The sequence below is a fragment of the Prochlorococcus marinus CUG1435 genome (assembly GCA_017644375.1).
Lineage (GTDB): Bacteria > Cyanobacteriota > Cyanobacteriia > PCC-6307 > Cyanobiaceae > Prochlorococcus_A > Prochlorococcus_A marinus_AH.
This window is the reverse complement of the sequence record JAEPLP010000001.1, coordinates 1,114,507-1,128,314: the sequence shown is the minus strand read 5'-3', so window position 1 is coordinate 1,128,314 and position 13,808 is coordinate 1,114,507. Positions and strand designations below refer to the sequence as shown.

Annotated in this window: 12 protein-coding genes; 6 read left to right on the top strand and 6 right to left on the bottom strand. The window is 31.9% G+C overall.

Annotation, left to right across the window (positions count from 1 at the left end; genetic code table 11):
• Nucleotides 1-20 precede the first annotated feature (20 nt).
• On the bottom strand, nucleotides 21-1,784 hold the full coding sequence (ilvB, locus tag JJ844_06395; GenBank protein MBO6975301.1) for a biosynthetic-type acetolactate synthase large subunit: 1,764 nt from the start codon (nucleotides 1,782-1,784) through the stop codon (nucleotides 21-23).
• Between the two features lie 137 nt (nucleotides 1,785-1,921).
• The gene (locus JJ844_06390; protein ID MBO6975300.1) at nucleotides 1,922-3,097 is read right to left on the bottom strand and encodes a ferrochelatase; all 1,176 of its coding nucleotides are present in this window, start codon (nucleotides 3,095-3,097) and stop codon (nucleotides 1,922-1,924) included.
• Between the two features lie 65 nt (nucleotides 3,098-3,162).
• Here JJ844_06390 and JJ844_06385 point away from each other — a divergent pair, with 65 nt between their 5' ends.
• The 5 genes from JJ844_06385 to JJ844_06365 all read left to right on the top strand — a co-directional run bounded on the left by JJ844_06385 (nucleotide 3,163) and on the right by JJ844_06365 (nucleotide 7,594).
• Nucleotides 3,163-4,332 (top strand): site-specific integrase, encoded by a 1,170-nt coding sequence (locus JJ844_06385; protein MBO6975299.1) that lies wholly within the window; start codon nucleotides 3,163-3,165, stop codon nucleotides 4,330-4,332.
• 33 nt (nucleotides 4,333-4,365) lie between these two features.
• The gene (gene cobO, locus JJ844_06380) at nucleotides 4,366-5,061 is read left to right on the top strand and encodes a cob(I)yrinic acid a,c-diamide adenosyltransferase (GenBank protein MBO6975298.1); all 696 of its coding nucleotides are present in this window, start codon (nucleotides 4,366-4,368) and stop codon (nucleotides 5,059-5,061) included.
• Between the two features lie 126 nt (nucleotides 5,062-5,187).
• On the top strand, nucleotides 5,188-5,892 hold the full coding sequence (locus JJ844_06375) for a UMP kinase (protein MBO6975297.1): 705 nt from the start codon (nucleotides 5,188-5,190) through the stop codon (nucleotides 5,890-5,892).
• Between the two features lie 23 nt (nucleotides 5,893-5,915).
• Nucleotides 5,916-6,464 (top strand): ribosome recycling factor, encoded by a 549-nt coding sequence (gene frr / locus JJ844_06370; protein ID MBO6975296.1) that lies wholly within the window; start codon nucleotides 5,916-5,918, stop codon nucleotides 6,462-6,464.
• Nucleotides 6,461-7,594, top strand: coding sequence for an NAD(P)/FAD-dependent oxidoreductase (locus tag JJ844_06365; GenBank protein MBO6975295.1), 1,134 nt, complete (start codon nucleotides 6,461-6,463; stop codon nucleotides 7,592-7,594). Before frr ends, JJ844_06365 begins: the two co-directional genes overlap by 4 nt.
• 24 nt (nucleotides 7,595-7,618) lie before the next feature.
• Here the strand turns inward: JJ844_06365 and tal are convergent, their stop codons facing one another.
• The 4 genes from tal to JJ844_06345 form a co-directional block, all read right to left on the bottom strand.
• Nucleotides 7,619-8,620, bottom strand: a complete 1,002-nt coding sequence (gene tal / locus JJ844_06360) for a transaldolase (protein ID MBO6975294.1) — start codon at nucleotides 8,618-8,620, stop codon at nucleotides 7,619-7,621.
• A 90-nt stretch (nucleotides 8,621-8,710) separates the two neighbouring features.
• Nucleotides 8,711-10,462: a penicillin-binding protein 2 gene (locus tag JJ844_06355; GenBank protein MBO6975293.1), complete on the bottom strand. Its 1,752-nt coding sequence runs from the start codon at nucleotides 10,460-10,462 to the stop codon at nucleotides 8,711-8,713.
• Nucleotides 10,462-10,890, bottom strand: a complete 429-nt coding sequence (locus JJ844_06350) for a hypothetical protein (protein MBO6975292.1) — start codon at nucleotides 10,888-10,890, stop codon at nucleotides 10,462-10,464. The genes JJ844_06355 and JJ844_06350 overlap by 1 nt, the downstream gene beginning before the upstream one ends.
• Nucleotides 10,891-10,975: 85 nt before the next feature.
• Complete coding sequence (locus tag JJ844_06345) at nucleotides 10,976-12,337, bottom strand: CPBP family intramembrane metalloprotease (GenBank protein ID MBO6975291.1); 1,362 nt, start codon at nucleotides 12,335-12,337, stop codon at nucleotides 10,976-10,978.
• 116 nt (nucleotides 12,338-12,453) lie between these two features.
• On the opposite strand from JJ844_06345, the gene JJ844_06340 reads away from it, so the two are divergent.
• Nucleotides 12,454-13,782 carry a histidine phosphatase family protein gene (locus tag JJ844_06340; protein MBO6975290.1) on the top strand — a complete coding sequence of 443 codons (1,329 nt, stop codon included), beginning with the start codon at nucleotides 12,454-12,456 and terminating at the stop codon, nucleotides 13,780-13,782.
• Nucleotides 13,783-13,808 lie beyond the last annotated feature (26 nt).

Here is a 13,808-nt window from a genome sequence, read left to right as displayed (position 1 = left end):
TGTCGAATTTAAAAAAAAAATTAGTCTTCACAATTAACATATCCAACCATTTGAGCATTACTTTTCCCGGGAGGTACCATTGGATAACAATTCTCACCTCTTCTAACAAGAATATTAATCAAGGCAGGTCCGTCATGATCTAACGCATGTTGCAATTCATTCTGTAGATTTTCTCTATCAGAAATTAGATATCCCTTGACTCCGAAAGACTCAGCAAGTTTTACGAAATCAGGTTCACCACAACTCATATCCGAGGAGGAATACCTTTCATTATAAAAACTTTCTTGCCATTGCCTTACCATCCCTTGCCAGCGATTATTAATGATGATCAACTTTACCTTTAAACCATAATGTGACAAAGTACCTAATTCTTGAATATTCATTAAAACACTTGCATCTCCGGCTATACAAATTACATCTGAATTAGGTAAGGCTGCCTTCACTCCAATTGCCGCTGGCAATCCAAAACCCATAGTTCCTAATCCTGCACTACTGATCCATTTTCTTGGGGAATTCCTAAGATATTGAGCAGCCCACATCTGATGCTGTCCCACATCTGTAGTTACATAAGCTTCCGGTGAAAGTTCCTTAACTTTCAAAAGAACTTCCTGAGGATAAATTTCTCCTTCTTCAGGCGGTTCATACAAAGGATGTTTCTTTTTCCAAAAATCTATTTTTTCTAACCAGTTCTTTGTCTTAAAAGCAGATTTATTATTAAGAAATTTTTCATTAATTTTACGAACAGCTTTTGAAACGTCAGAGACAATTGCAACATCGACACGTCTATTTTTATTAACTTCTGCTGGGTCAATATCTATATGAATGACCTTTGCCTTAGGAGCAAAAGTATCTAATTTTCCTGTCACCCTATCATCAAATCTAGCTCCAATAGCTACTAAAAGATCACATTCTGTAACTGCAAAGTTTGCGTAAGCAGTTCCGTGCATGCCTAGCATCCCAACTGATAAGTTATCTTTTTCATCAAAAGCACCCTTTCCCATTAAGGTTGTAGTTACTGGTATGTGATAATTATTCGCTAAAGTTCTTATTTCATCATGAGCTCCTGAAGATATTGCACCACCACCAACATAAAGAAGAGGTCTTTCAGACTCCTCTATTAATTTAATTGCTTTTTTGATATCACAATCATTTATATCTCCATTTCTTTTAAATCCCTTTGGAATAATTTCACCAGGCAAAACTCTTTGGTAATTAAAGAATTCTTGACCTACATCCTTGGGTACATCAATCAAAACAGGGCCTGGTCTACCAGAAGAGGCAATAAAAAAAGCTTCTGAAACTACCTTCGCGATGTCTGAAGGATCCCTTATTACCCATGAGTGTTTAACTATTGGAAGAGTTATGCCAAAAATGTCTGTTTCTTGGAAAGCATCAGTCCCAATAGCAGGTCTTGGAACTTGACCTGTAACCACTACAAGAGGAACTGAATCCATTTGAGCAGTTGCAATTCCAGTAACCAAATTTGTGGCACCTGGGCCTGAGGTTCCAAAACATACTCCTACTTCACCTGTAGATCTTGCATATCCATCAGCCGCATGAGAACCACCCTGTTCATGTCTCACCATATAGTGCTTTAACCAACCATCTTGCTCTGCCTTATGAACCGCATCATATATTGGTAATATGGCACCTCCAGGATATCCAAATATAACCTTTACCCCATGAATTTTTAGAGAATCCATTAGTGCATCTGCACCAGTTATCCAAACTGGTTGTTCATTTTTTGAGCCATCCTTTAAAAAGGATCTCGAAGTAAGAGTCACTAAAGAAAATCCAATAATTATTATAAATTTTAAACTTAATCAAAAACTTTTGCCTAATTTAGAAATGTAATGTCAGAAATGTATTTAGAAATTTTTCAATAAATTCCAATTTTATAAGAAAAATAATAAATTTATCTTTATAAAATTCCTAAACTATGTAATGGACCAGAACCTGAAATGAGTTCAATAAAAAGTATGAGAAAAACTATCATGGCAACTCTCCCATTCCAAACCTCAGAACTATTATTCCAACCCCATTGCCATTTCTCTTGAGGATAAAGTTTAACTTTTTCAGGCAACTGCGAAGCCTCTTCAATATTAACAAGAGGTCCTTCCAAACAAGAAAATACCAGATCACTAAGACCCTCAATAAAAGTAGGATGAGTATTTAAAGCCTTAACCCTGCGAAAGTTTTTTATACCAGCTTTTTCAGCGATTTCTTTATATTCAATATCAATTTCTTGCAATGTTTCAATATGCTCTCCAACAAAACTTATGGGGACAACAATCAAATCATTGACTTTAGACCTTCCAAGATCTTCTAACACTTCTTCTGTGTAAGGCTTCAACCATTCAACTGGGCCAACTCTACTTTGATAAGAAAGTGTATAAGAATTGCTATGACCTAAATATTTTTCCAACTCATCTATTATCAATAAAGAACAATCCTCAATTTGTTGTTTATATGGGTCTCCAGCTTCCTCTACATAACTCTTAGGAACTCCATGAGCAGTAAAAAATATATGAGCATTAGAAGGTGATTCACAAAGTGAAATTTGTTCGGAAATCAATTCAACCATTGACTTTAAATAACCTGCTTGACTGAACCAACTTCTTATACATCTCATAGGAATTTTCTTAAAATCACTATCAGAATCACGTAATTTTTTTAGTTCCCTGAAGCTTGAACCACTTGTACTGATAGAAAAATGTGGATACAAAGGTAATACAACAATTTGATCTATACCATCTGCTTTCATATCAGCTATTGCTGATTCTGTAAAAGGGTGCCAATACCTCATAGCTATATAGGTAGTAGCATTCAACCCTTTATCCCTTAATTTAGATTGCAATTCTCTTGCTTGTTGTTCAGTTATCCTTCTTATAGGAGAACCGCCGCCTATAGAGAGATAAGCTTGTTGAGAAGTAGTACTTCTAAGCGTACTAATTAACCAAGCTAAAGGTTTCTGAAAAGCAGGAAAAGGGGTCCTGATTATCTCTGGATCAGAAAAAAGATTATATAAGAATGGACCTACATCATTAATACGTTCAGGCCCTCCTAAATTCATTAGTAAGACGCCTACTTTATCCATTTAAAATTTATGGAGATTGAAATTCAACATTAAAAACGTCATTATAAGGACAATTATATAAGTTAATGAACGTAATTCAGGAAATAAATAATGTCAATGATAAATTTGCAACTCAAGGCAGCAAACTAAGAATTGAAAAAAGAGGAGCGAAACTGAATATTAGAGGTTCATTACCTTCAAAAGAAGATAAGAGCAACTTTAAAATTCAGAGAATATCTCTTGGTTTGAATGCTGATATATATGGATTAGAGGAAGCCAAGAAAAAATTACAATTAATCAATTTACAATTGGAATTAAATCAATTTGACTGGATTAATTGGATAGTTAACACCAATAAAAAAGAATTAAAAAATGATTTTAAATTTCCAGATAGATTAAATCAATTTGAGGAATTTTTTTTTAAAGAAAGTAAAAGTGAATATTTAAGCAGCACAAGAAAAACTACTTGGAGAAGTTCTTACAAACCTTATATGAAAAGAATCCTCAATTTTTATAATGAATGTGTTGGTGAAGATTTAGAAAAAATATTTCAAAAAACACTTGAAAGTTATCAAGAAGGAAGCAGAAGTAGAAAACAATGCGCGACTTCTTTAAGTGTTTTAGCTAAGTTTTTGGAAATTAAACTTCCAGATGATTGGAAATTAAATTCTAAAGGATATGGTTTAAATAAAGCAGGATTTAGGGATCTCCCAACTGACGAAGTGATAGAGAAACTTTGGGAGAAGATACCAAACAAATCTTGGAAATTTGTTTTTGGTTTAATGGCAACATATGGATTGAGAAATCATGAAGTATTTTTTTGTGATTTAAGTTCTCTAACTAGTTTTGGAGACAAAATTATTAGAGTTTTACCTACGACTAAAACAGGCGAGCATCAAGTTTGGCCATTCCATCCTGAATGGGTAGAAAAGTTCGAATTATCAAAACTTGGTGAAAATCCAGAGCTACTACCAAATATTAATAATGATCTTAAGATTACAACCTTACAGAAAATTGGAAAGAAAATTACAGACCAGTTTAAGCGCTACTCTTTACAAATAAAACCTTACGATCTCAGGCATGCCTGGGCAGTTAGAACAATCTTTTATGATTTACCTGATACTGTAGCTGCGAGAATGATGGGTCATTCGGTTAGTCTACATACTCAAACTTATCACCACTGGATTACTAAAAGAGATCAACAACAAGCCGTTAATAATGCTCTTTTAAAAGTTAAGAGATCTAAAAGTATTTAAAGATTTATAATTACTTAATAAAATTATAGTTTTATGCAAGAAGAACCTTTCCCTTCCGAGAAAAAAATATTTAATCTTGATAGTCAAGCTAAAGAGCTTGGCATGGGAGGCAAAATATCCCCAGAGAGCGATGAGAGCTTATATAAAAGAAGGATGCAACAAAGAAAAGATATTCAAGCTGAAAGACTGCGAATCAGAAAAACGAAAAAAGGATTATTAATAGTCTTTACTGGGAATGGTAAAGGTAAAACAACTGCAGCTTTAGGTATGGCCTTGAGAACCATAGGGCACGGTTATAAAGTGGCAATAATTCAATTTATTAAAGGAGGTTGGAATACCGGAGAAGAAAAGGCACTTAAAAATTTGTCTTCAAACATATCTTGGCATTCATTAGGAGAGGGATTTACTTGGGAGACGCAAGATAGGATTAGGGATGAAAAATTAGTTCAGGAAGCTTGGGAACTGGCCAAAAAATATATCATGAATGAAGCTTATAAACTTATAATACTTGATGAAGTTAATATAGCCACAAAACTTGGCTATCTTGCTTCAGAAGAAATAATTACCTTTTTAAAAAGCTTAAATAATAGAAAAAATCATGTTGTTTTAACTGGAAGAGGAGCATCTGATTCAATTATCAATTACGCTGATCTAGTTACAGAGATGGCAATTATAAGACATCCTTTCAAAGAACAAGGAATAAAAGCGCAAAAGTGCGTTGAGTTCTAGTTAAAACAAATTTTAATTTAATACTCTTTAGGCAAGTTTAGAAATGTTTAAAGACGCAAGCAATATCTGAACAAAAAATAAATTCGGTACATTTACTTGCTAAGGTCTTAAAAGTATGATTATTGAATGACTTACAAAAGAGTTCTTTTAAAACTTAGTGGTGAAGCACTAATGGGTGAAAAACCTTATGGCATCGATCCTGCTATTGTTCAGTCAATTGCAGAAGACGTTTCAAAAGTAGTCGAAAATAATGTACAACTTGCAATAGTTGTTGGAGGTGGGAATATTTTTAGAGGTCTTAAAGGGTCTGCAGATGGTATGGATAGAGCAACGGCTGATTATGTTGGAATGCTAGCAACAGTAATGAATGCCATTTCACTTCAAGATGGCTTGGAAAGGGTAGGAGTAGCAACTAGAGTTCAAACTGCAATAGAAATGCAAGAAATTGCGGAACCTTATATTAGAAGAAGAGCCATGAGACACCTAGAAAAAGGAAGGGTTGTGGTTTTCGGAGGTGGATGCGGAAACCCATTTTTTACAACTGACACTACAGCTGCTCTTAGAGCAGCAGAGATTAATGCTGAAGTTGTCATGAAGGCTACCAAAGTTGATGGAGTATATAATTGTGATCCCAATAAATTTCAAGATGCAAAGAAATTTTCTACTCTTAGTTATCAGCAAGTTCTTAGTGATGAAATTGCAGTAATGGACAGTACTGCAATTGCGCTTTGCAAAGACAATAATATTCCCATTATGGTATTTGATATATTCAAAAAAGGGAACATTTCCAAAGCTGTTGCCGGGGAACCAATAGGTTCATTAATTAGTTAAAGCTTATTAAAAATTTTTTTATTATGAAAGCACAAGAAATTCAAGAAAATATGAATAAAAGTATTGAAGCCACTCAAAGAAACTTTAATACTATAAGAACTGGCAGAGCTAATGCCTCACTTCTAGACAGGATAAGTGTTGAGTACTATGGTGCAGAAACTCCAATCAAATCTCTCGCCTCAATAAGTACTGTTGATTCGCAAACGATTTCAATACAACCGTTCGATATTTCATGTTTACAAGCGATAGAAAAATCTATTTCAATGAGCGATTTAGGTATTACTCCAAATAATGATGGGAAAGTAATAAGAATAAATGTTCCTCCCTTAACAGAGGAAAGAAGAAAGGAATTTTGTAAATTAGCCTCCAAATATGCAGAAGAAGGAAAAGTAGCTTTGAGGAATATTAGAAGAGATGCTGTTGACAAAGAAAAAAAAGACGAAAAAGATGGTCTTATTTCTATCGACGAATCGAGAGATAATCAAGCTGAAATTCAAAAAATTACTGATAAATTTATTACTCTAATAGAAACTAAATTGTCTGAAAAAGAGACGGAAATTTTAAAAGTTTGAAAGGATTTGACGTCGTAATAATTGGTGGAGGTTTATCAGGATCTTCTACAGCTCTTAACCTATCAAAAAAAGGATATTCAGTTTTAATTATTGAAAAAGAAAAATTCCAAGATTACAAACCATGTGCTGGGGGGATGGCATCTTCAATGCAAAAATTTCTCCCTCTGGACATTACAGATTCCATTGAATCAAAAATTAAGAATGTTGAATTCAGATGGAAAGCTTCAGACAATGTAATTGCTGATCTTTCCGGTGAATCGCCATTTTGGATTATCAAAAGAGAGAAACTTGATCAATTATTACTTGATGAATCCTTGAGTAATGGAGTTCAAATAATAAAACCATTATTGATAGAAAAAATCACAAAAAAAAATGAGAAATGGGAAATTTCTTGCAATAACAAAAAAAAATATATTGCAGAATTTCTAGTAATTGCAGATGGTTCACAATCGAAATGGGCGAGTTTTTTCAATTTAGGGCCAAGAAAACCGAAATTTGCCAACACAATCTCATTAAGATTAAAAGGGTTAGGTGAAATACCTAAAGATGCAGTTAGATTTGAATTTGGATTTATAAAATATGGTTTTGCATGGGCATTCCCCCTAAAAGAAAGCTTAAATATTGGTTTAGGTACTTTTATAAATAATGGTCTTCTAGAAAATCAGGCTATAAATAAACAAGTAATCAGAAGCTTCGGTTTTGATGATTTTCCTCATAAAACAATTAGTAAGAAACTGAGAATATGGAATGGCTTCCACTCAATTAATGGTGACAAAGTTTTAGCGGTTGGAGATGCAGCATCTTTATGTGATCCATTTTTAGCTGAAGGAATTAGACCATCTTTAATTAGCAGTTTTTATGCTGCAGAATACATAGATCAGTGCCTTTCAGGAAAAGTGGATGATTTAAATCTTTATACGAAAAAAATTAATAACATTTGGGGGAAATCAATGGCCTGGGGCAGGAGAATAGCCCAAGTATTTTATAGATTTCCCAGAACTGGATATAAATTAGGTGTCAAAAGAAAAACAGCACCTAAACGTATTGCCCAAATATTATCAGGAGAAATGAGTTATGAAGATATTGCAAAAAGAGTTATCAGAAGACTTTTAACAAAAAATGCGACTTAATTCTTTTTTAAATTAAAATTAAATTTAGTTAGTAGAAATCAACTTATGATTTTTAATCTCTGAATATCTCTTTATTAGCAGCTCTTCCAATTCTTCTATAGCCTTACTGAATCCAGTGATACCTTCACTAAGCTTTTCACTTGCCATTTGATCTTCTAACATACTTAATCTGAAATCTTTTTCTTCAAATTCGTAGTCAATAGAATTATTGATTTGGGTACTTACATCTAATTTTCTAACTAACTCTCCTTTTTCTTTTTTCAGTTCCTCAAGAAATTTTGGTGCGATTGTTAAAAGATCGCAACCTGCTAATTCTTTTATTTCATCAAGATTTCTAAAACTCGCTCCCATTACTTCTGTCTTAAATCCCTTTTCTTTAAAGTACTTGTATATTTGTGTAACCGAAATAACACCAGGGTCTTCAGCACCAACAAAACTAGTTTTACCAGTTTTTGCTTTATGCCAATCTAATATACGGCCAACGAATGGAGAAATTAGAGTTATCTTTGCATTGGCACAAGTTACCGCTTGGCAGAAGTTAAAAAGTAAAGTTAAGTTGCACTTAATACCCTCTTTTTCCAAAATTTCAGCTGCCTTAATTCCCTCCCAAGTTGCAGCAATCTTAATCAAAATTCTTTCCTTTTCAATTCCAAAATTTTTGTAAAGATTGATCAATTTTCTCGCTTTTTCTACCGTAGCTTCGGTGTCAAAGCTCAGTCTTGCATCAACTTCTGTAGATACCCGCCCTGAAATAATTTTCAATATTTCTTTTCCAAAAAATACTGAAACTTGGTCAACAGTTTCTTTGATTAATTCAATTTCCGAGAATCCTTTGGGCAATGAATTTTCTGAACTTTCTAAGGCTTTATCAATTAGTTTCACATAATCAGGATTCTTGGCAGCAGCAAGTATCAGCGATGGATTAGTGGTGGCGTCCCTTGGTTGAAACTTTTTTATTGAATCTAAATCTCCAGTATCAGCAACAACAATAGTCATTGAGGACAATTGTTCTAAAATTGATTTCATATCCAGATAATCATGTATACATATAAACTAGCTTTTATTCCTGATGAAATCATCAGATAATGAACTAAATATTTATAAAATTGGAAAATTTTATGGTTTTTTAACAATCATTCCATGATCTTTAATTTTGGGAGGTATCTTTTCAATTACAATCAAACTCTCGATAATTTCTTTCGCAACTGGTACAGCAACAGTTGAACCATATGCATATGATTTAGATGGCTCATCAACGACTACAAGTACAGCATATTTTGGATCATTAACTGGTAAGGTCGCAATAAAACTACAAACTTTTTTGCTTGTGTACGAACCATTTAAGGCTTTTTGAGAAGTGCCTGTTTTTCCAGCAATCCTATAACCCTCGATTTTCACTCCAGATCCACTACCTTTATCAACTACGCTCTCCATCCATTCAAGAACAGTTTCAGAAACCTCTTGTGAAAAAAATTGTTTTTTTGGATTTTTATTAAATCTTTCCTTGAAGGTTGAGGTTACATGAGGAGTTACTTCAAACCCTCCATTTGCCAGAGCTGCATGAAGTTGAAGCAATTTAAGTGGCGAGATTGAAAACCCTTTACCAAAAGAAGTTACGGCAGGCTCAATTGATTGATTTACAAATAAATCTTTTCTTTTAAGCTGGCCAGCAGTTGATTCAAATAAGTCAGTCTCTAAATTTTTATTTATACCTAAATTTTTGAGCCAATCCCAATAAATTGTGGGGTCTAAATTTTGCATTATTTTTACCATCCCAACATTGCTTGAAACCTGCAAAACTTTTGGATAGTCAATATATCCATTACCTTTTTTATCCCAATTTGAAAGTGTCCATCCTCCAACATTAATTTTTCCAATATCTTCAACTACTCCATCTTTCTGGATTACTTTTTCTTCTAAAGCTAAGGCAAGATTAATAGGTTTAAAAGTTGATCCAGGCTCAAATAAATCTTGAGAATACCAACCCCTAAAAAGTTCAGAATCATACTGCCAAAATTTATTTGGATCGTACGACGGGACTGCAACTAAGGAGAGAATCCGACCATCATTAACGTCCATAACTATGGCGAATCCCTTCTTTGCTTTCCATTTGCTTACTTGCTTTGATAATGAATTGAATGACGCTTTCTGTAATTTTGAATCTATAGTCAGGCCTAATTTTTTGTAATCAGAAATAAAATCACCTGGAGCTGAATTATCCGGTAAAGGTGTTCCATCTCCTCCTATTTTTATAAAATTACTTTTATTAAAAACTTTAATTTGATTATCTAAATGAAGCTCTAAACCTGCTGAAGCTATATTCTCATCATTAACAAAACCGACAAGATTAGAGTAAATCTCCCCTTGTGGATAATATCTCTGCGAATATTTAAACAAATCAAGTCCGCTTATTTGAAGGTTTTTAATCTTTTCTGCCTTTTCTTCGGAAATTTTATCCAAAAGCTTGATACCACTTATTTTATTATTAAATTTACTCAAGAGTATTTCACCATTTATATCCAAGATAGGTGACAATTTTTCTGTAACTTCTTCAATACTGCGAACTCTGTTAATTGAATCACCAGGAAAATTAAAATATTTTGGATGGGCCCATAATTTATAGAGCGGTTTATCATAAGCAATTAGTCTATTATTTCTATCAACAATCGCTCTCCTTTTTTTTAAGGCATTAGTTTTAGAAGACTGAATTAATCTAGCTTTCCTTTGCAAATCAGAGGCGTTAAAGACTTGCAATTTAACTAACCTACCAAACAAACAAAATATTAAGAGTAAGCTAAAAATATATAGAAATTTAAATCTTCTTTGATCAAGGGATGCTAAACGAACAATTTTTTTATATTTTTTCATCAATATCCTCTTTGATATTTGCTATTACTTAAACCTTCAAGGAAACTACTTAAATTTTTCTTAAATAAACTTTCTTTTTTTTCTGGAAGTTTATCTAGATAGATTAAATCTTTAGGTTTAGTTTTTCTATAAGTATTAATAGACTCAAGTTCACTAATGTAAAATTCCTCAATTTTAGAAATAAAATCAATCATATTATTATTGATAGCTCTTGTTTTAGATAAGTTTTTATATGTATTTGACCATTTTCTTTGACTATTAACAGACAAGAAAAAAAAGGTGAAAATTAATACCAAAAGAGAGATATTAATAGTGTCGAAAACTTGATGTATTAATTTGAGATTAATTATGGATATTTTTTCAGAATTTTTTTTACTTTCATATGAAACTTTTTTTGTTAAGTTAAGTTGATTCCCATAAGGTTTCATCTATGGTTTATTTTTTAAATAAAAGAAGTGTTATTAATTAAATAAACATCTTTTTGTTTAATTCGCAAGTAAAAAATTAAATTCTTTATGTCCTCAATAAGAACAAATTTAAGAAAGTCAATCCATTCCATAAAGAATGCATAATCACTGAGGAAAACAAACTCCCTGAAGCAATTCTTGTAATTGCTAATCCAATCCCTAGAACAAATAATGGCGGCATTTCTCCCAAACTTAAATGGGCTAATGCAAAGATAAAAGCTGAAACTATGATGCCCGAAATTACTCCAAAATCTCTTGAAAGAGTCGGTAGTAAAATACCGCGAAATATAATCTCTTCAAATAAAGGCGCTAACATAGTTGTCGTAACAAATAATAGAAAAAATGATAAGTAATTATTATTATTAAGAACAATTTCCAGCAAAGGGTTACTACCGTTTTGATTATCGATCAGACTATTCATAATTAAAGAGATCAACAAAACAAAAGGAACAATTGTTAACCAACCTTTAATTCCTTGAAAAATTGCATATTTTATTGGCAAGAAATTGAACTGTAAATAATCCTTTTTAAAAATAAATTCACCATTCAAAGATTTAATTTGATAATAAACTATCCATAATGGCGGAATAGCCATAAAAAGATATCCAAAGAAAATTTTTAAAGATTGAGACAATTCATATGAGATATTTTTTGAAAAAAGTTCAACCAAACTGATAGAAAACAAAGGTGATATTACTTCTCCTAAAACAACAAATCCACCTGCAATTAATAAAACCATATCTATTAATTCTAAATCTAAGGATTTAATTTCTTTCCAACCAAACTTTTTCAAAGATATGGTTGTCCATGTTATTTTTAATGCCAGAATAGAGCCAATAAGTATTGTTAAAAGTGGTATCAGTCTTATGGCTAATATTTTTAAAAACATTTTTCTTGAAAATGATTTTGTTATTAATGCACTATCGTCAAAATCAAATTTCCGGCTTAAAAGGTGATATAAAAATCTATCATCTTTAAATAAATCAAATTTATCAGAATTTGCTTTATATGAATTATTATTAGATTTTTTTTCTATCTCATCAATGAGAAATTTAAAGTTTTTATTTTCAAAATCTTTGGATATATTTTTATAGATTGTAGGATCATTTGATTCTGAAGTAATTATTCGAATTAATTTATTTCTTTCTGTTAACTCTTCAAATGAAACATTTGAGAGTGATTTATTTATTTGATCAACAGGATCATCAATAATAAAAAAATTTTTAAGATTTACAGGTATTGATTGGACAGATAATTCAGCAATTTCTTGCTCTTTTTGACTAATATCAAATGAGACAGATGGTCTATTTAAACTATCTCTTAAGCCTTGTTGCCATACAAAAAAAGTTATGACGATAGAAATAAAAGCTAAAGTGAGTTTTGAATTAGAAATATTTTTAAGGATCATAACTCATTATATTCTTGAAAACTAAAGTTAGTTATCATTTAATTTCCTTATATTTATGTATCTATTTTAATCACGCCATGAGATGATTAAATCATCTTAATTTTCAAATTTATATAATGGCGATAAGATTAGTTTTAGTTAGGCATGGACTAAGCAGTTTCAATGCAAAAGGATTAATTCAGGGAAGAACAGACGATTCATTATTAACTGACGAAGGATACGAACAAGCTCGAAAAGCAGGAAAAGCATTATCAAAAATAAAATTCGATAAAATCTATTCCTCCCCACTTGTGAGAGCTGCCGAGACTGCAAAAACAATTAAAAAGACCTTCAATAAAGAACAAAATATTGTATTCGACGATAATTTGCTAGAGGTAGATCTTAGTGAATGGTCTGGTCTGAACATTGATGAAATAAAAAAGAAATTTCCAGAAATTTACCCTATCTGGAAAAATGATCCAGAAAACCTTATTTTAAAAAGAAATGACAATAAAACTTATAAACCAATTCAAGAGTTATTTGTTCAAGCAACAAATTTTGTAGAAGATATTTTTAAAATTTATCTAGACAAAGATGATGTAAATATTTTAGTTGTTGGACATAATGCGATTCTCAGATGTTTAATACTCTTTTTATTAGGAAAGCCTAAGCAAGGTTTTAGAAAAATAAGATTAGAAAATGCTTCTTTCTCGATACTCAATATTTCAAGGAAAGATAACTCTTTTAAGACTCAAATTGAATGCTTAAATCAAACTTCCCATCTTAATAAAAATATTCCAAATAAAATTGGAGATTCCAGAATATTTCTAATAAGACATGGTGAGACTAACTGGAACAAAGAAGGTAGATTTCAAGGCCAAATTGATATCCCTTTAAATGAAAATGGAAAAGATCAAGCTAGAAAGACTTTCGAATATTTGAAAAATATTTCTTTCAATAAGGCATTTTCAAGTTCAATGCATAGACCTTATGAGACTGCACAAATAATCCTTCAAAATAGCAAAGATTTAAAAATAGAAAGAATAGATTCACTTGTAGAAATTAGTCACGGATTATGGGAGGGTAAACTGGAAACAGAAATAAAAGAACAGTGGCCTGATTTACTAAAAAAATGGCATGATAAACCTGAAGAAGTAATAATGCCCGAAGGTGAATCTATAAAAGATGTATCAGAGAGATCCGTAGAAGCTTTTAACAAAATTTGTTCATCTCAAAAGGATAATGATCTAAGCCTTCTAGTTGCACATGATGCAGTTAACAAAACTCTAATTTGCAACATCCTTGGCATTAATTATTCAAATATTTGGATGATTAAACAAGGTAATGGTGGCATAACGATAATTGACCTTTTTAATGATCCCAATAAGCCCCCTGTGATTAGCGCTCTAAACATTACAACCCACCTAGGAGGAATAATTGATTCAACTGCTTCAGGAGCACTTTAAATTAAAACCTTTTTTAAAATTTATTT

Coding starts and splice junctions, on each gene's coding strand:
- JJ844_06350 (MBO6975292.1), bottom strand. CDS start 10,890: ATGAAACCTTATGGGAATCAACTTAACTTAACAAAAAAAGTTTCATAT.
- JJ844_06385 (MBO6975299.1), top strand. CDS start 3,163: ATGAACGTAATTCAGGAAATAAATAATGTCAATGATAAATTTGCAACT.
- JJ844_06375 (MBO6975297.1), top strand. CDS start 5,188: ATGACTTACAAAAGAGTTCTTTTAAAACTTAGTGGTGAAGCACTAATG.
- frr (MBO6975296.1), top strand. CDS start 5,916: ATGAAAGCACAAGAAATTCAAGAAAATATGAATAAAAGTATTGAAGCC.
- JJ844_06390 (MBO6975300.1), bottom strand. CDS start 3,097: ATGGATAAAGTAGGCGTCTTACTAATGAATTTAGGAGGGCCTGAACGT.
- JJ844_06340 (MBO6975290.1), top strand. CDS start 12,454: ATGGCGATAAGATTAGTTTTAGTTAGGCATGGACTAAGCAGTTTCAAT.
- tal (MBO6975294.1), bottom strand. CDS start 8,620: ATGAAATCAATTTTAGAACAATTGTCCTCAATGACTATTGTTGTTGCT.
- cobO (MBO6975298.1), top strand. CDS start 4,366: ATGCAAGAAGAACCTTTCCCTTCCGAGAAAAAAATATTTAATCTTGAT.
- JJ844_06355 (MBO6975293.1), bottom strand. CDS start 10,462: ATGAAAAAATATAAAAAAATTGTTCGTTTAGCATCCCTTGATCAAAGA.
- JJ844_06345 (MBO6975291.1), bottom strand. CDS start 12,337: ATGATCCTTAAAAATATTTCTAATTCAAAACTCACTTTAGCTTTTATT.